Consider the following 17,293-nt stretch of genomic DNA (forward strand, 5'->3'; position numbering starts at 1 on the left):
AGTAAATCTAAGTCAGTTTAGCTATATAGCACGAACTAAACCACTAAGCAGCAGAAGACCTTGCATGAGCTCCAAAAAATGTTTTTACTCTTTCAAGATAAGTAAGTGGTTCTGCAGGAATTTCTATCTCGTCTATCTTATAAGATATTGCTGCATCTATGACTTCATCTGTTATTAATTCTCTTAGCCTTTGTTTTATTTGCCCTCTCCGAATATGTTCTCCATAGTCGTTATAAAACTTTACATATAATTCCTTAAACACAAATTCTTTTATAGCATCTCTTGTATAAGAAATGCCATCCTTTACTTCATCACTCACGCTGCTCAAATCCACCCCAGAACTTGGTGAATACAAATTATCAAAATTTTCTTTCAAAACTTTTATTTTATGGTAGTGCTTATCCACATATTTCTCAAGAAATCTTTTAGTAGCATCACTAGCCAACTTTCCTATTGGCTGAGGCTCTAGTTGAGCTGCAAAATTATTTTCCGCTTTAAGACCACTTAATGCATAAATGATACGGTTGAGCATTCCAGGACCACATTGGCGATTACTTTCCTCAAAGCGAACCAGTAATATAGACTTCAATAATTCTATATCTGCATTTTGCTTTCTTGCCGCAATTAAAACTAAATTTATAGCCTGTGTCAATGTCAATCCGGTTTGTGAATCTGCCCAATTTACCCACTCCCCAGTTTCATAACCATCCAATCTTAGATAAGGTTCTATCATTCGTTTTTGCTGACTTGTTAAACCGCTTATATAACTTTTAAACTCTTCATCCAACTCATTTAACGGCGTACCATGTTCTTCCTTTAATTTTTTGGCACATTCAATAACGCTTTGCTGAAAACTTCTAGTATGAACGCTCTGACTACTAGTACCCACATCACTTACATTAAACAAAAAGCTTAGCTGCTTTACATTCAAACCCAAAGGTGAAAAGAGTTTTACTGATGGATATTTTATTAACTCAAGAAGTGCTACTGGAATTAGCAGTGCATAATTTAACAATAATAAACCAAAATTAAATATAAGAAACCCACGTAGAGCTGATACCTTTGATGCAATATACAAAAATGGAAGCTGTAGGTAATATATCAAGTGTATACTGAAGAATAAGATTTTGTCCTTTAATTTTATTGTTGGATCTTTATAAACCTCAAACAACATGCTATTGCTATCAATATTGTTGTTTTTAAAGGAGGTATAGTTGTTTATGATCTTCTCTTGCAAGGGAAGAAGCATTTTATTCAGGCAAATAAACGCAGCAATAACAATAAAACCTGTAGCCAAAAATGCTAGTGCAGGGCTAGAAGTGCTTGTAGATAAATAGGCATAAAGACCATCAACAATTAAGTTTTTGTATAATCTTTCAAAGGGACGAACTAGAATCGGGTCAAGGATATAGTTAACAAGAAGATTTAAATAATACACGAGAAACAAAAGTGCAATCAAAAATGCAATAATACTACAAACAACCAAAAATGCTTTTAATCTCGGATTCATAACCCCCTCTTAATAATCTGTTAATATAATCTATTTTAGGAATAAATTGAAAAAAATGCAAGTTTTTATGTTAAAAGATCAATTGAAATTTCTGAGTTTAGGGTATATTGTTAATCTATTTAGATAAGAATTATTGTGTCAAATAAAATAGGTTTTTGGGCTATTTTTGCCTTAGTGATTAGCAGCCAAATTGGCTCTGGAATTTTTATGCTTCCAATTAGCCTTGCTCCATATGGCATGTATAGCCTTATAAGCTGGATAATATCAGGGCTTGGTGCTATATCTCTTGCTTTAGTTTTTGCCTCACTCTGCGCAAAATTTCCGGAAACGGGTGGCCCTCACGTCTATGTAAAGCATGCTTTTGGCCCTGCTGCAGCTTTTTTTGTTGGTTGGACGTATTGGGTGATCTCATGGGTTAGCACAACAGCCGTAATAGTTGTGGGTGTTGGTTATCTTACACCATTTTTCCATGAAGATATTCAAAACGTACATCTGTTTTTAGAGATGTTATTACTTACAATTATTACACTAATAAATTTTAGAGGAGTAGCTACTGCTGGACGTGTTGAGTTTTTATTGACGGTGATAAAAATTTCTGTATTGCTTGTAATACCTATAGCAGCATTGTTTTTTTTTGATAGAAATAACTTCATCATAAGTGAAGAAATATCAAATCTTACAACATCGCAGATTCTTGCCCGTTCTACACTTATTACTCTATGGGGTTTTATTGGAGTTGAATTGGCAACAGCACCTGCAGGGTCAGTTGATAATCCAGCTAGAACAATACCAAGAGCTGTGGTACTTGGAACAATCTCTGTTGCTGTTGTGTATTTTATCAACAATCTTGCAATTATGGGATTAATAAATGGCAATGATTTAGCAAGTTCAAGAGCACCATATGTTGACGCAATAAAAATTATGGCCTCTGGCAATTGGCACTTGATTATTTCTATAACTGCGTTCATTTTTTGTGTTGGTACTTTAAACGCTTGGGTACTAGCTAGTGGACAAGTGGCCCTTGGCCTTGCAAAAGATAAACTGATGCCACAGTTTTTTGCTCAAAGAAACAAGCACGGTTCTCCTTTCTGGGGCATAACAACTAGCTCAGTTGGAACTGCAACTTTACTAATCCTCACTTCAAGCAACAATTTTGCTAAGCAGATCACATCAATTATCGACTTTTCTGTAGTTTCATTTTTATTTGTTTACCTTGCATGCAGTCTTGCTTTTCTCAAAGTTATTGTGCAAGAAAAGAGTTGTTACAAATTTTTAATTGGCAGTATAGCAACAACCTTTTGCTGCTGGGTAATATTTGAAACTTCTGTGAATACCTTGCTGATCGCAAGCTTATTCACTGCAAGTGGCGTACCTCTTTATTTATTTTGGTATCGCAGAGTTTCTGTATAGCAAATGTTATGTATCTGTTCAGCAGAGTGGCAAAATAAGGTAGACGAGAAAAGACAACTATAGGAAGAAATGGGTGTCATGCCAGTGCGTGACACTGGCATCCAGTTCTTTCGCGCAGTTCCATCAAAAACGTTGTAAAGGATTAATCGCTTTCGTGTTTACCAACTTAGTGCCCAATCTGGATCCCAGATACTGTCTCTGCTGTCAAACAAATTATCCAACAAAATTACAATTAAATGGTTGATTATTTTTAAGAATACCAAAAAAGACATGCATTAATTTTCGCATTAACGCAAGAACTATGACTTTTGGACATTTGCCTTTACTTGCTAGACGCTGACAAAACTTTTGAAAATGATTATTATGGTTTTTGACTACTATAGCTGGCATATAAAGAGCTTTTCGAATACGCTCAGATCCTATTTTGCATATGCAACTTCTCTTACTTACTGACGATCCCGATTGATAATGTCCTGGATTTAGACCAGCAAAAGCTGTAAATTGTTTAGCATTGTCAAAGTTATCAACTGATGGCATTTCTGCGACAACAGCAACAGCAACAGCAGTAAGATATCCTATACCTTTTATAGTCTTAAGGTTTTCCACCATATTTTTTAGATGTGGATAGTTATTTATATGCTCATTAATTTCTTTTTCGAGAACAATAATTTGCTCCTCTATTGCCAAAATTACTTTAGATATAGCTTCTTTGCAACTGGAATGCATATTTTTGTTTTCCAAGCGATTTGTCTGTTGCACCTTATCATCTTTTAGCGATTGCATGCAACGGTAAAGCTCGCTCAAATGCCTCATTTCAGGTGCAATGGGCTTCCAAAGAGCAGGTTTGTTGGCGATACAAAATCTAGCTATCATAGCTGCATCTGATTTATCTGTCTTATTTCTGAGCAGCTCACTTTTGCCAAAAGCTTTCTGGGTTTACTATACTGACATTATGTCCTAAATCGTGCATAAAAGTAGCCAAATCTTCTCCATACCAACTAGTTGCTTCAAGACATAAATGAGTAAGATTTGCTCCATGGCCATTGCACCAAACTACAAGTTTTGCAAAACCATCTTGATTATTTTGAAAGACTTTGTGTCGTTTTTTACTGTCCACTAACAAACAAACATCAAATTTCTTTTTTGAAATATCCACACCCAAAATAGCATTTACTTGCATAAAATTGCCTCCAAGACTATAAATAAACTGAGAGTTTAGACTAACCTTGTAATACGGGATATAATTCCAAAAGATACTGTTCAGTCTTTAACTCTATGGGAGGGAAGCAAAATCTGGCTTAATGGCATTAGTGTCGCATCAGCTTCACCCTCCCTGTGAGGTATTTTAGCTCTAATGCCTCACATCATAAAGATACAAGTGTCACGCACTGGGATGACGAGAAAGGAGCACTGGAATTTTTGTTTCAATATTTGTACATGAGCCATACATCTGAACAGATACAATGTTATAACTAGAGATAATTTTTAAATGATTGATATTTATGAACTACGACTTTTCTTGTTGTCCACTTGTTCAACATTACCCTTCTCAAGTTTACTATCTACTTCTTTTGTGTGTTCATCATCTATACTAGTTTCATCTTTTATCTTACTAGGGTAATCTTCCTGCGATTTTTTATATGCTTCCATGTTGTCATATATAGGGTTACTGATGATTTCTATTTTTTCAGGTGTGAAAATCCTTGCTAAAAATCTCCTTATTATTGGTATTGACCTTAAGAGATCTCTTAGCTTTGAAGATTCTTGTCTTTTGTTTAGAGACTGTTGGTCTATTTTAGAGGTTTTTACACCATACTTTTTATCATCAAAATTTATTGTAGGCTTTCTTTTATTCGAAAGAACACTTTGGGCCTTTGATCCATTGGTTCCTTCAGGCCCTTGAGGTGTAGACATTGCAGGTTTAACCTTAGTTTCATCGTATTCCTTACTCATCTTTCATTTCATTATGTAATATTACTAATATTGCATAATAATAGCTAAATTACAATTAATTGCAAGGTAAAAATATTAAAACAATTGTAAATTTTGTCAGTAAAAATATAATAGAACTTTAAAATTAGAGGTTCATCTATATGAGATACAAAATTGCTGTTATTGGAGCAACCGGAAGAGTAGGGCGTGAGGTATTAAGCACGCTTGCTGAATTTCAAGATGAGGCGATAGATTGCGTTATTGCACTTGCATCGAAAAAATCAGAAGGGAAGAAGGTGAGCTTTGGTGACAAAGAGTTAACAGTTTTATGCCTTGAGGATTATGACTTCGTTGGAACTAATGTAGCCATTTTCTGTGCTGGATCTCATGTTTCTGAAGAGTATGTACCAATTGCAACACAGGCTGGATGCATCGTGATAGATAACAGTTCCCATTTTAGAATGAAAGAGGGTGTGCCACTCATTATTCCAGAGATTAATAAAGAAAAAATTATGGAATATAAAAACCACAACATAATATCCAATCCAAACTGTACTACAATACAGATGCTGCTAGTACTACATCTATTACACCAAAAAGCAAAAATAAAGAGAATCGTTGCTTCAACTTATCAATCAACTTCTGGTGCAGGCAAAGCAGCAATGGATGAGCTCTATGACCAGACAAAAAAAATCTTTATGAACGAAGCTAAAAAACCCAAGATATTCTCTAAGCAAATAGCATTCAATTGCATTCCCCATGTAGGAGAATTCATGGAAAATGGCTCTACAGAAGAGGAATGGAAAATGCAAGAGGAGACAAAAAAAATTTTAGAGGAAGATATAAAAGTTACTGCAACTTGTGTAAGGGTACCCGTCTTTATCGGTCACGCTATGGCAGTAAATGTGGAATTTGATCAACATATCACTGAAGAACAAGCTCGTGAAGTGCTAAGTGAAGCCGAAGATAGTGGAGTTTTAGTGTACAACAGGCGTGAAGATAGTGAATACATAACTCAAATTGATGTTGTACAGGAGAATGCTGTATATGTATCGCGTATTAGAAGAGACAATACTGTTGAGCACGGATTAAATATGTGGATAGTGGCTGACAACCTGCGCAAAGGCGCAGCATTAAATATAGTGCAGATTCTTGAGATTTTGATAAGAGAGCATTTGTCAATCAAGTGCATATAGAGCGCACGTACGTTGTAATTCGAAGGAAATTGTATATCACATGGCAGCGCGTGACGCTGGAATGGCTTTGTTGCATCGCTACTTATGAAAGGCTAACTATAATTAGGATTATAAGCAACATATTGAAAATCTTGTTTTTTTTGCAATCAATCTGATCAAATTTAAGAATAGTAACTTGTTATTTATATTAATAAATTTAATTCTATTGAAAATAGCTAAAGCATTGAAATTCTTGAATTTTAGCCGGATTAGTGAGTGGTAGTGAAATTTCTTTTACTCAAATTTAGGTATTCACTGACCGTTCTTGTTATAAATACCAGAATAATAAGCTACTGATATTCTCCACCTTTTTTATCTTTAATCCATCATAGCTAGCGATGCAACAAAGCCGGCTGGATTCCAGTGTCAAGCACTGGAATGACACCATTTGCTGTGCAGTTTACCTTCAAAAATGAATGTTCGTACAGCTATGGAATAAATCGCGGTATGACGGTTCGCAGCGGTATAGTAACTCGTCACCCCGCTACTTGTTAGCGGCTGAGATACCGCGGCGGTATGACGTAGAAGCTATACTTTTATACTCACCAACTCAGTATCCAATCTGGATCCAAGTAGTCAAGCTATTCGGATGACACCCTCATAAAGTGAAATGAGATCCCGCTAACACGTAGCGGGATGACGAGAAAGGGGCTACTCGGATGACACCCTCATAAAGTGAAATGAGATCCCGCTAACACGTAGCGGGATGACGGGAAAAGAGGTACTGGGAGACATCCTTCCTGGTAGACCCAAATCACAATGTTCGCACAGTTGTGCGTCACGCGCTGCCGAACACTGTATGGTTATACAAGAAAAATTAAGGCTTAAAAGGAATTTTAAGTATCAGGACTCAAGGTTTTTATTCCTTCTTAATAAAACATAAAAAGCCCCTTTACCACCATGTTTTTTCGTAGCTTGTTGGTAGTATAGAACCATATGCTGGATTTTAGTGTCATTTAACCATTTATTTAAGTTACTCTTTATAGTGTCTGTTTTGTTTGTTGCACTGCCGTATCCCGTAATTACCAATAAACATCTATTTCCTGCTCGATAATTTTTGATAATAAAATCTATCAATTTACAGTAAGCATCCTCTATATTATAGCCATGCAAATCGAGCTTATCGCTTATAAAATATTTACCCCTATCAACTTTTGATTTTGTGTTTTGGTCAAGACAAAATGATGAGTTACTATTATTGGTATTAAGAAAATTCCCTTGTAAGTCGGAGGTACCTTTATCAACCATAGACTTTATATTTACTTTATGATCAACTTTCAAAGTAACTTTTCCACATTTTATTGGCTTAACATTTTTTTGCCAATCCAACTCATCGTCCGACATAAACGCATTAATCGAATTGTATAATTTTACAACAATATTCAAACATAGTAAAATGTTGCTTATTCTATAAAAACCCGATTTTCAATAATACGATGAAATCGTCAAAAACTAATGAGAATTTTTGGCTGTATGGAAAGCACACCTGCATGTCAGCACTGAAGAATAAAAATAGGCGGTGTATAGAACTGTTAGTAACAGAAAATTTCTATAGAGAACACGAAAAAGAAATTAAGCAATATGCAAATAGTAAGGGCATTAAAGTTCGATTAGTAGAAAACAAAATACTTAATGACGTTTTACCCAAAGGTGCTAACCATCAAGGAATTGCTTTAAATGTTGCCCCTATTCTTTATAACTTAAGCATCGAAGAAGTAGCTGAAAGCTCAAACGACAGTTCTACTATAGTCATTTTAGATCAAGTCACTGACACGCACAATATTGGATCAATTTTAAGAACTTCAGCTTGTTTTAATGTCGACGCATTGGTTTTACCACATAACCATTCACCGAGTGAAAATGCATCTATTGCAAAAGCAGCAAGTGGGGCTTTAGATATTGTTCCGCTAATATACGTTACAAATATAGTAAAAACTATGCAGTATTTAAAAAAGGTCGGCTACTGGTGTTACGGGTTTGATTGCAATGCTAAAGAAAATATAGATGAAATAAAGAGTTTTGAGAAAAAAAGAGTAATTATTTTTGGTTCTGAAGAGAAAGGAATGCGGAGGTTAGTTAAAGAAAATTGTGATTATCTTTTAAAAATCCCAATGTCAAATGCAATTAACAGTTTAAATGTTTCAAACGCAGCAGCAATAGGCCTATATTCTATTTATATTAAAACAAATGCCAGCGCATAGCTGTTTATAATAAAAACACTTGATAAAAATATGGTTTTATATTATAATGTGTTAAGTAATGGATAAAAGGAGTTATATTATGTCTTATATGAGAAATGAACAGGATATTCGCTCTCAAGGCGTTTATTATAGTGCTGGGCTTAGAAGTTACCTAACTAAAGTATATAATTACATGGCTTTAGCTTTGGGCGTCACAGGGCTTGTTGCATTTTTAACAGTATTTTCTGGTCTTTTTCAAGTAATTTATTCTAATCCCGTTCTATCGCTTGTGGTAATGTTATCTCCGGTTGCATTGGTGTTCTACATGTCTTATAGAATTCAACACCTAAGTGCTCAGTCTGCCGTTACTATATTTTTCTCGTTCTCAGTGTTAATGGGGCTTTCCTTATCTTATGTTTTTATAGTTTATACTGCAGAAAATATAGCAAGGGCGTTTTTCATTACATCAATCATGTTTGGCTCTATGGCTTTATATGGCAATACTACAAAAAGAGATCTTACAAGTATGGGCTCTTTCTTGATTATGGGAGTTTGGGGGTTAATCATTGCGTCTATAGTAAATTTATTTCTTGGAAGTAGTCCTCTCCACTTTGCAATATCGTTCATATCAGTAATAGTCTTTACCTTAATGACTGCGTATGATGCTCAAAGAATCAAGGACGTTTATTATAAACATAATGACGGATCAGAAGTTGCTACTACTAAATTGGCAATACTCGGTGCAACTAATCTTTATTTTGACTTTATTAATATATTTCTCAATCTACTCAGGTTACTTAACTTGTTCAACAATAGGGATTAGATGTTTTCCTTTTTAAGGAAAGGCAGTAAGAATTCTATAGTTTTCTTTTTAGTATCTTTAGTTGTGTCGATGATATGTCTTGCATATGCATCGGTACCTCTATATAGCATTTTCTGTAAAGCTACTGGGTATGGTGGCACAATAAGAAAAGTAACTAACACAACAACAAATATAACTAACCAAAAGATCAGGGTCCATTTCAATGCTGATATAATGTCCGATCTACCTTGGGAGTTTAAATCAGAAACTAACTACGTTGACGTAAACATAGGAGAACAAAGTTTAGCGTTTTATTACGCAAAAAATCTATCTGATCAGCCTTCATTTGGTATGGCGGTGTATAATGTTACGCCTTTCAAAGCAGGTAAGTATTTCAATAAAGTTGCATGCTTTTGTTTTGAAGAGCAAATGTTGCTACCAAAACAAAAAGCAGCTATGCCCGTATCTTTCTATATAGATCCTGAGATAATGCTTGATAGTAATACAAAAGATTTGGGCGAAATAACACTATCATACACGTTCTTTAAGCTTAAGTAACAGAATGTTTGCAAACCGTGTCATTTCAGTAATCAATAGGGTGTCATCCAAGTAGCTGACACTGGAATGACAGGAGGTAACGCAAGAAGTCTATTGATTGTGAAAACAATAACTTTGCAAAATATTAATTGTTAGATAACATAATCAAAGTTTTTATCTTAATATTCATCATGGTTAGAGCTATACAAATTAAAAAAACTGGGGGACCAGAAGTATTAGAATTTGTAGATAAGAGTATAGGTGAGCCAAAAGGCGAGGAAGTTTTAGTATGTCACACAACTATCGGCTTAAATCGTTATGATTTAGAGCACAGAAAAGGTACGCGCAAAATTAAAAATTTACCATCAGTGCTTGGGGTAGAAGCAGTGGGAGTTATTGAAAAGCTTGGTAAAAAAATCAGTGATGGATTGAAGGTTGGAGACAGAGTTGGATATTGCACAGCTCCTCCAGGGGCATATTGTGAAAAGCGCATTATACACCAGAAATATCTGATAAAAATTCCAGATGACATATCTGATGAAGTTGCTGCTGCAGTGCTGTTTAAAGGTATGACAGCTCACTATTTAGTTAATCAATCTTATAAAGTTAGGCCTGGTGCTTTCGTGCTAGTTCATGGGGCTAATGGTGGTTTAGGACAAATAATATGCCAATGGGCAAAGGATAAAAAAGGTGTAGTGATAGGTTCTGTAAGCTCTGATGAAAAAATGAAGATAGCTTTACAAAGTGGCTGCACATACGCAATAAACTACAATGATAAAGACTTCGTTTCTAAAGTTATGGAGATTACGCAAAACAGAGGAGTAGGTGCAGTGTATGACCCTATAGGTTACGCTACAAGCAAGCTTTCTTTTGAATCTTTAGGCAGGTCCGGCATATACGTTTCCTATGGGCAGATATCAGGTAACGCTCCTATTAGTTTTTCTTTACTTAGTTCACGTTCGTTATTTGCAACTGGAACCTCAATATACCATTATAAGCATGATAGATTCACATTAGTGCTTACCACAATGGAAATCTTCGAGATGATAAGAAAAAAACTTTTAACTGTACGGATCAATAAAAAATATAAATTTGATGAAATAATTCAAGCACATCGTGATATGGAAAATAGAAAAGCGAGTGGGTTAAATATTATCAAAATCTCTTAAATAAATTAGTAATTTAAACTAACCATTCATTAAGTCATATCAACTAGAACTTCACATATTTAATTCTCCTTTTGGGGGAATTAAAAGCATATAGCTAAACTGACTTAGATTTACCGACAACCGTCATCCCGCTACGTGTTAGCGGAATCTATACCGCGAATAGACTTCTTGCATAACCCAAATTAAGTAGAAAAAGGTATCATCCGAGTAACTGACACTGGTTCCTTTATGACGGTAGTAGCCCCCCTTCTCCTGTCATTCCAGTGCTCCCTTTCTTGTCATCCAAGTAGCTGACACTGGGATGGCTTTGTTGCATCACACTTTATGAGATGGTGATTTATGGTAAATTCATGTAACTATCTCAAATTTAGCCATACCAATATCAGTGAATTTATTAAGCAAATAGCATTTAGTTCTTTTTCTCGATTTATCTCAGATTTATTCCTAAAACTAAATCCGAATATTTGCTTTAATCTTGAGAAAAACCCTTCAATATAAGATCTTTTCCCATAATTTACTTCTTTTTTCCATTCTTTCATGCCATCTTCACCGTATAATTTTATTAACCTAATAGCAGCATTCCTGTCAGACATATAATCTATTTCTGGATGTTCTGCCGCATTGTTTATTGGTGGAATTTTTGTCTTTATATCATATTCGTTACACAACTTATAAAACTTGTGCCTATCACATGCTCTATCTGCATATAGTGCTTTTATGGCATGCTGAAAATCAACTTCTTTTAGCAAATCACAAGCTCCATAGTGATCAGAGTAGACACCGTTACTGTATTTTACAGCTATGGCTTTTTTGTTGTTTATATTCAACATTACGTGCAATTTTCTCGTTTGCTCATAGCCACGATATTTTCTGTCAGTGCTATTTTCCTTGCTGTGACCAGGAGTGTTGTTGTATATACTAATTCCTGTACTGTCTATAGCAATTTCGATATCTTCCATATTATTTTTATCAATTCTGCAATTATTTATCTTAATATTAAGTTTCTCAAACCTTCTTGATGCTTGTGAATAGCTGATAACTGCCAAATCTCTTCCTATTTGTTGCAAATACCCTTTTATAAACCCGACTGTTTGTCTTAAACCAATTCTAAAGAAACTGACGATTATATGCACCAAAATCACAACTTTATCACTATAAATATAGTTGCCGCCCTGCATTTTTGGACAATTCTCGTACCAATTTTCTATGGCGTCATTGATATAACAAAAAATGCTTCCTCTTTCTTGGAGAAATTTGTTATATTCATGGCAGTTACTGACTCTCATTTTTTGTGGCATATTTTTTCTTCAACAGTTAAATGGCTATTTATAATGAATTTTGTCAGTAACTGCCAGTTCTTTTCACTTGAGCGATGCAACAAAGCCCACTGGGATCCAGTTTCACCTTGTGATGGTGTCATGAAAGTAGCTGACACTGGTTTCCATCCAAGACGGTGTCATTCCTTACTATTACCCACAAATATAAATGGACTAAAAAGTAAAATATTACAATATTAAAGTTTGCAAATATTGAGGGTGTAAAATGGCAAGTAAAAGTAGTGAATGGGCTAAAAATGAATTTGGAGATAAAAGGTTAACTGAGCGATTAGTAAAGATTGCTGATATGTTTGACAAAATTACCTGAAAGTTAGATTAATCAAGCATGTGAAAGTTGGTCAGAAGCAAAAACAGCATAACGTTTTTTTCAAAATGAGAATGTAAAAGAAAGTGATATTTTAGCTACACATATTAATAAGACGGTTGAGAGAACAAAAGCTCACAAGAGGGTTCTTGTCATTCAAGATACCAGTTACATTGTATATAATAACCATAAAAAAACAAGCGGATTAGCAAATTTGTCCAGTTATGATACTGCAAAAGGTATTATAATGCATACAGCTCTTGCCGTTAGTATAGAAGGTTTGGTACTAGGGATACTAGATCAAAAAGTTTATTCAAGACCTGAAGAAACTGAGAACCTTAAAAAAAAGAGCGATCGCATTGAAGATAAAGAAAGCGTAAAGTGGTTGGAAACTTTAAGAAAAACAAATAATATTATTGATCCAACTCAAACTGAGACTATAACTGTATGCGATAGAGAAGCAGATATATATGACTTTTTTGAGCTTGCACATAATCTTAATTCGGCAGTGCTAGTTAGAGCATGCAGAGATAGAGCAGTAAATAGAAAATCTCGATATCCTGAAAAAGGTGAGCAGAAGTTATGGGCATTTATTAAATCCTCTCATTGTGCAGGTACGGTAGAAGTTGAAGTTCCTGTAAAAGATAATAAGCCAAAAAGAACAGCACGTTTGGAAGTTAGATTTGGAAAGTTTATGATGAATCCATCTAAGAATAATATTAGGCATAAGACGGAAGAACTACCTAAATTACCACTTTATGCAGTTTATGTTGTTGAGAAAACTCCCCTTCCCTTAAAAAAAACCGCTAGAATGGATGCTATTAACGAATCTTTCAGTTAATACTTTCGATGAAGCTGTTGAAAAAATTAGTTGGTATCAACTATGTTTTTTAAAAATTTTTTTATTTGTGTAATTTTGCAAATTATATGGGCAATAAAAACCCGTTTGTCATAGAAATAGAATTTTATATCAAACAGCTACCACAGCAATTTCTGCTTAAGCTAATGAATATGTGCTTTAAGTCTGTGTGGACGCACATATTCATTAGCCAATTTCAGTTACCGTTGTGAAGATTTTTAAGTATGCAAATTAATTGCTTCTTTAAGTCTTGTATTAGCAATTACTATAATTTTACGCATTAGGGCTGTTATAGCCACCATCTTCTTCTTACCACTTTCAACAAGCTTAGAATAAAAGGCGCCAAGTATAGATTTTGACCTTGTAGCAGCCATAGCGGCTGTAAAGAGCTTTGAACGAACGTTACTTCTACCACCTGTAATCCTTCGGTAACCAACAGCTTTACCACTTTCTTTTGGATGCGGTGCAACTCCGGCAAGACTTGCTACTTCTTTTCTATTTAAGTAACCAAGCTCTGGCATTAAACACAAAAAATCTTGTGATAACTTTTTACCTATTCCAGGAACTGTTTTAAGAATTTTTTGGCGTTGTTGTAATTCGCGGCTTTCATCAATAATCTTTTGTATAGTATCATTGAGTTCGTTTATTTGACTATCGAAAAACTCAATGGTCTTTTGACAGCTTTCTTTTATATGATCATTTTCCGGTGCTTCAAGTCTGCATTTTTCTTGAGTTCTCATTTGCGTAATATCATCACGACGTTGACAAAGTGCAGCCAAAGTTGATTGTTCTGTAGAGGTAGGTACAAATAGAGAGATAGTTCTATGGCGTTCAAATCCATATTGAGCAAGAGCTCTTGCATCTGATCTATCAGACTTTGCTAAAGTTCCGTGAGATAAAATAAAGCTTTTTACTTTACGAGTATTAGCTCGATGCACGGCAATATTTTTGTCGGTAAGAAAATGTGATAAGCCAAGCTCATATTTCCCTGTATTTTCTAAAGTCACTAAAGCATTAGGTAGAATATCTGAAAACTCTTGAAATAATTGTTGCCAACCAGAAGCATTATTATCAAATTCGACAGCATTCTTCTGTTTGTGAATTGCAACGACATTTTTAAATTTTCCGATGTCAATGCCAATAAAATTTTGATAAGATGTAACCATAATAAACCTCGATAGTTTTAGTTAATTTAAGATTGTAAACGGGTGCATATATATGTCCCAAGCAACTATTCAAACGTATCGAGAGATAGGGCTAGCGTACCTTGATACCAACGGTTGTAATACCAATTTCCTTTCGGTCGCGCACGCCCGCTATTCCTAGTGAGCAGGGTTATCTTTCTCTCTTATCTCTTTTATATCACGTTTTTAACTTACAATTGCCTTAGATGGAAAATAGAGATATTACATAAAATTTTAAATCCGGTCTCAAAGTTGAAGAATGTAGGCTTGGAATAGCAGAAAGACTAATGAGATATCTAACAGTTATGAGTATTATTGCTTGGAGGATCTTCTTTATTACATCAATTGCAAGAGCTAACCCAACATTACCATGTACTACCTTATTAGCTGAAGAAGAATGGAAAGTTTTATACGTTAAAATACACAGAAAACCATGTCCAAGTGTAGTTCCCAACATAAAAGAAGCTGTTTCATGAACTTGGAGGCCATTTAGCAAGAAAAAATGACCCAAAACCAGGACCAATTACTCTTTGGAAAGGATATAAACGTCTCTTTGATTTAGCAGAAGGATGGCGACTTGCTCACGAACCTCATATTTGTGGGTAATAGTAAGATTTGATATGCTGCCAACACTTATGTTCAAATTAAAAATGTCATTTATGATACTAGCCACTTCACGCTTTGAGTTTTTGTAAAATCCGCTGAGTGCTGCAATTATAGACTTAACCCTTGGACCAAATGTATCTGGCGTAACACCTTCTGGTAACTTGCTACTTTTTCTTTTTCTGCATCTCCAACAACGACCATGTTCCAATTACTACATAAGGCCTAATTTCCGGAAGATCAACTTTTTGGTGAACATAAGGTTTTTCGCATATTACAAGCTCTCCTCCGCATTCGCAAATATTAGGCAACTCTATTTTTACTACTTTATCTGCTTCCATTGTGGCATGAAAATTTCCTTTATGCCCAACCTGATCGCCAACATTCCTTTCGCTTTTTGGCTTGTCCTTTTTTATTTTGTATAGCTCTTTTGAGCTGGGCAGGGATGAGTTTTTTGAATTTAAACCGAGCCTTTCCTTTAATTCAACGTTCTCTATCTTTAAAGCTTTATTTTCTGCTTTTAAGTTTTTTATCTCTGCTTTCAGTTTTTCTATTTTTTGCTGTAAATTTTTGCAAAGTTCTCAAAGGTTTACCACATTACCTCACTTTTGCTCTATGATTATCTTTATTATCTTGCTTTGTCTACCTTATTCTACCACTCCGCTGAACGGATACAATTTACTAAACAGAAAAAAAGGCAAAAGAAACCCTAGGGTAGCTAGTTATTCACTATCCATTTTTTAAGTTGGCGTTTTTTAATGTTTTAAATAGCGCATTTCAGCTTATATTAGGTAAAAACCTAGAAATTTTATAAAGACATAAGGTGCACATAGTGCAAAAAATTAAGCATGATTTACGCCAAATACATTAAGTTTTTTGTCATTAATCCACTGCAGAGATTGCGAAGATAAATAAATAGCTTCAGTGTTATAATAAGGGGGCTGGCGAAGCTTGTCAAGGAAGTTTTTATGATTTATCTAACGAACTTTACACTTGCTAAAGTTGTACCATCTTGGTAACTTTAACTGAAAGAAGTTATTTTTTATCCAATATGAAAAAAGCCTTTATATTCACATCCTTAATAGCAATTATATTGATAGTTATTACTTATTTATACAGAAACGACGGAACTAATGACTCACAAGTGGTAAATGTTTATTCATCGCGCAAAGAAGAATTAGTACGTACTTTGTTTGATGAATTCACGAAAAATACAGGTATTAAAGTACGTTACATCATTGATGATTATTCTCAGCTACTTTCACGAATGGAAAACGGTGGTGAAGCTGACTTATTTTTGACTGCTGATGCAATCAACTTAATTCTAGCAAAAAAAAGAGGACTTTTATCTCAAGTAGATTCAGAGGTTTTAAAAAGTGTTATACCTGCAAGATTTAGAGACAGTGAAGATTATTGGTTTGGTCTTACAAAAAGAGCTAGGATATTGGTTTACAATAAAGAGTCAGTAGACCCTAAGGACTTAAGTGCTTATGAAGATTTAGCAAATGAAAAATGGAAAGGAAAAATATTAGTGCGTTCTTCTACAAGTCCATATAACAGATCGTTAATTGCTTTTATGATTGCAAATAATGGTTTTGAAAAGACGAAAGAATGGGTAAGCGGAATTGTGAGCAATATGGCAAGAAAACCAAGTGGTGGTGATACTGATCAAATTTACGCCGTAGCAGCGGGTGAGGGAGATGTTGCAATAGTAAACAGCTACTACTTTGCGAGAATTCTTTCATCAGAAAATAAAAAGAATGTTGCAGACAAGCTAGGGGCTTTTTTTCCTAATCGCAACGATCACGGTGTAATGGTAAACATCAGTGGTGCAGCAGTAACAAAAAACGCAAAAAACAGGGAAAATGCTATAGTCTTATTGGAATTTTTAGTAAGCAAGCAGGCTCAAGAGTTATACGCTAAAAAAAACCAAGAATATCCTATTATTGAAGGCGTTGAAACTTCCGATATACTAAAATCTTGGGGAAATTATTCACAAAGTGATTTGCCTCTAAGTGAACTTGAGAAGCATCTTTTTGAGGCTGTTATGATAGCGGATGAGTGTAAGTGGAAGTAATCCCCAGCGCCACTAAACATTGGGATGAAAGATTTATGCTAATATACCTTACTCTTGACTCGCTGAACTTTTTCTTCCTTCTAACTTAATTTTGACTTTACTATCTTTTTCCGTTCTTTCACCAAAACAATTGCTGCACAAGAAGTCTATTGAA

Annotated in this window: 13 protein-coding genes and 4 pseudogenes; 9 read left to right on the plus strand and 8 right to left on the minus strand. The window is 34.8% G+C overall.

Translation table 11 applies throughout. The features are described 5' to 3' along the window. Positions 1–43 precede the first annotated feature (43 nt). Positions 44–1,510 carry a hypothetical protein gene (locus HUB92_RS04870; protein ID WP_209472554.1) on the minus strand — a complete coding sequence of 489 codons (1,467 nt, stop codon included), beginning with the start codon at positions 1,508–1,510 and terminating at the stop codon, positions 44–46. Between the two features lie 135 nt (positions 1,511–1,645). Here HUB92_RS04870 and HUB92_RS04875 point away from each other — a divergent pair, with 135 nt between their 5' ends. Further along, positions 1,646–2,920: an APC family permease gene (locus tag HUB92_RS04875; RefSeq protein ID WP_010082345.1), complete on the plus strand. Its 1,275-nt coding sequence runs from the start codon at positions 1,646–1,648 to the stop codon at positions 2,918–2,920. A 213-nt stretch (positions 2,921–3,133) separates the two neighbouring features. Here the strand turns inward: HUB92_RS04875 and HUB92_RS04880 are convergent. Together HUB92_RS04880 and HUB92_RS04890 are read right to left on the minus strand one after the other, a co-directional pair. Next, positions 3,134–4,100: pseudogene (locus HUB92_RS04880) on the minus strand (IS110 family RNA-guided transposase). Positions 4,101–4,420: 320 nt separating this feature from the next. Then, on the minus strand, positions 4,421–4,873 hold the full coding sequence (locus HUB92_RS04890) for a hypothetical protein (RefSeq protein WP_015589289.1): 453 nt from the start codon (positions 4,871–4,873) through the stop codon (positions 4,421–4,423). 140 nt (positions 4,874–5,013) lie between these two features. Between HUB92_RS04890 and HUB92_RS04895 the strand changes: the two genes are divergently transcribed. Then, positions 5,014–6,048 carry an aspartate-semialdehyde dehydrogenase gene (locus HUB92_RS04895; protein WP_010962945.1) on the plus strand — a complete coding sequence of 345 codons (1,035 nt, stop codon included), beginning with the start codon at positions 5,014–5,016 and terminating at the stop codon, positions 6,046–6,048. An 882-nt stretch (positions 6,049–6,930) separates the two neighbouring features. Here the strand turns inward: HUB92_RS04895 and HUB92_RS04900 are convergent. Beyond that, a complete protein-coding gene (locus HUB92_RS04900) occupies positions 6,931–7,431 on the minus strand; it encodes a Smr/MutS family protein (RefSeq protein ID WP_010082340.1) in 501 nt (166 codons plus the stop codon). Positions 7,432–7,523: 92 nt separating this feature from the next. On the opposite strand from HUB92_RS04900, the gene rlmB reads away from it, so the two are divergent. From rlmB to HUB92_RS04920, 4 genes are all read left to right on the plus strand, one after another. Then, on the plus strand, positions 7,524–8,288 hold the full coding sequence (gene rlmB / locus HUB92_RS04905) for a 23S rRNA (guanosine(2251)-2'-O)-methyltransferase RlmB (protein WP_038199241.1): 765 nt from the start codon (positions 7,524–7,526) through the stop codon (positions 8,286–8,288). A gap of 79 nt (positions 8,289–8,367) precedes the next feature. Then, positions 8,368–9,090 (plus strand): Bax inhibitor-1/YccA family protein, encoded by a 723-nt coding sequence (locus HUB92_RS04910; protein ID WP_010962942.1) that lies wholly within the window; start codon positions 8,368–8,370, stop codon positions 9,088–9,090. Continuing rightward, complete coding sequence (locus HUB92_RS04915; protein WP_010082343.1) at positions 9,091–9,627, plus strand: cytochrome c oxidase assembly protein; 537 nt, start codon at positions 9,091–9,093, stop codon at positions 9,625–9,627. Between the two features lie 170 nt (positions 9,628–9,797). Then, positions 9,798–10,775 carry a quinone oxidoreductase family protein gene (locus HUB92_RS04920; RefSeq protein WP_209472558.1) on the plus strand — a complete coding sequence of 326 codons (978 nt, stop codon included), beginning with the start codon at positions 9,798–9,800 and terminating at the stop codon, positions 10,773–10,775. 356 nt (positions 10,776–11,131) lie between these two features. Here HUB92_RS04920 and HUB92_RS04925 read toward each other — a convergent pair whose 3' ends face one another. After that, a complete protein-coding gene (locus tag HUB92_RS04925; protein ID WP_209472560.1) occupies positions 11,132–12,073 on the minus strand; it encodes an IS5 family transposase in 942 nt (313 codons plus the stop codon). After that, complete coding sequence (locus HUB92_RS04930; protein WP_155975182.1) at positions 12,058–12,210, minus strand: hypothetical protein; 153 nt, start codon at positions 12,208–12,210, stop codon at positions 12,058–12,060. Before HUB92_RS04930 ends, HUB92_RS04925 begins: the two co-directional genes overlap by 16 nt. 107 nt (positions 12,211–12,317) lie before the next feature. Here HUB92_RS04930 and HUB92_RS04935 point away from each other — a divergent pair. Then, positions 12,318–13,300, plus strand: a pseudogene (locus tag HUB92_RS04935) (IS4 family transposase); the annotation flags it as partial. A 193-nt stretch (positions 13,301–13,493) separates the two neighbouring features. Here HUB92_RS04935 and HUB92_RS04940 read toward each other — a convergent pair. Then, positions 13,494–14,441: an IS110 family RNA-guided transposase gene (locus HUB92_RS04940; RefSeq protein WP_209472550.1), complete on the minus strand. Its 948-nt coding sequence runs from the start codon at positions 14,439–14,441 to the stop codon at positions 13,494–13,496. 216 nt (positions 14,442–14,657) lie between these two features. On the opposite strand from HUB92_RS04940, the pseudogene HUB92_RS04945 reads away from it, so the two are divergent. Next, positions 14,658–15,065 (plus strand): annotated as a pseudogene (locus HUB92_RS04945) (IS4 family transposase); the annotation flags it as partial. Between the two features lie 7 nt (positions 15,066–15,072). Here the strand turns inward: HUB92_RS04945 and HUB92_RS04950 are convergent. After that, positions 15,073–15,616 (minus strand): annotated as a pseudogene (locus HUB92_RS04950) (DUF6444 domain-containing protein); the annotation flags it as partial. A gap of 497 nt (positions 15,617–16,113) precedes the next feature. Here HUB92_RS04950 and HUB92_RS04955 point away from each other — a divergent pair. After that, positions 16,114–17,139, plus strand: a complete 1,026-nt coding sequence (locus tag HUB92_RS04955) for an extracellular solute-binding protein (RefSeq protein ID WP_209472562.1) — start codon at positions 16,114–16,116, stop codon at positions 17,137–17,139. Positions 17,140–17,293 lie beyond the last annotated feature (154 nt).

The organism is Wolbachia endosymbiont of Wiebesia pumilae (genome assembly GCF_017869285.1).
Classification (GTDB): Bacteria; Pseudomonadota; Alphaproteobacteria; order Rickettsiales; family Anaplasmataceae; genus Wolbachia; species Wolbachia pipientis.

Excerpts from the sequence above, each read along its gene's own strand:
- HUB92_RS04955 (WP_209472562.1), top strand. The coding sequence starts at position 16,114 with ATGAAAAAAGCCTTTATATTCACATCCTTAATAGCAATTATATTGATA.
- rlmB (WP_038199241.1), top strand. The coding sequence starts at position 7,524 with ATGAAATCGTCAAAAACTAATGAGAATTTTTGGCTGTATGGAAAGCAC.
- HUB92_RS04895 (WP_010962945.1), top strand. The coding sequence starts at position 5,014 with ATGAGATACAAAATTGCTGTTATTGGAGCAACCGGAAGAGTAGGGCGT.
- HUB92_RS04925 (WP_209472560.1), bottom strand. The coding sequence starts at position 12,073 with ATGCCACAAAAAATGAGAGTCAGTAACTGCCATGAATATAACAAATTT.
- HUB92_RS04920 (WP_209472558.1), top strand. The coding sequence starts at position 9,798 with ATGGTTAGAGCTATACAAATTAAAAAAACTGGGGGACCAGAAGTATTA.
- HUB92_RS04870 (WP_209472554.1), bottom strand. The coding sequence starts at position 1,510 with ATGAATCCGAGATTAAAAGCATTTTTGGTTGTTTGTAGTATTATTGCA.
- HUB92_RS04890 (WP_015589289.1), bottom strand. The coding sequence starts at position 4,873 with ATGAGTAAGGAATACGATGAAACTAAGGTTAAACCTGCAATGTCTACA.
- HUB92_RS04910 (WP_010962942.1), top strand. The coding sequence starts at position 8,368 with ATGTCTTATATGAGAAATGAACAGGATATTCGCTCTCAAGGCGTTTAT.
- HUB92_RS04900 (WP_010082340.1), bottom strand. The coding sequence starts at position 7,431 with ATGTCGGACGATGAGTTGGATTGGCAAAAAAATGTTAAGCCAATAAAA.
- HUB92_RS04915 (WP_010082343.1), top strand. The coding sequence starts at position 9,091 with ATGTTTTCCTTTTTAAGGAAAGGCAGTAAGAATTCTATAGTTTTCTTT.
- HUB92_RS04940 (WP_209472550.1), bottom strand. The coding sequence starts at position 14,441 with ATGGTTACATCTTATCAAAATTTTATTGGCATTGACATCGGAAAATTT.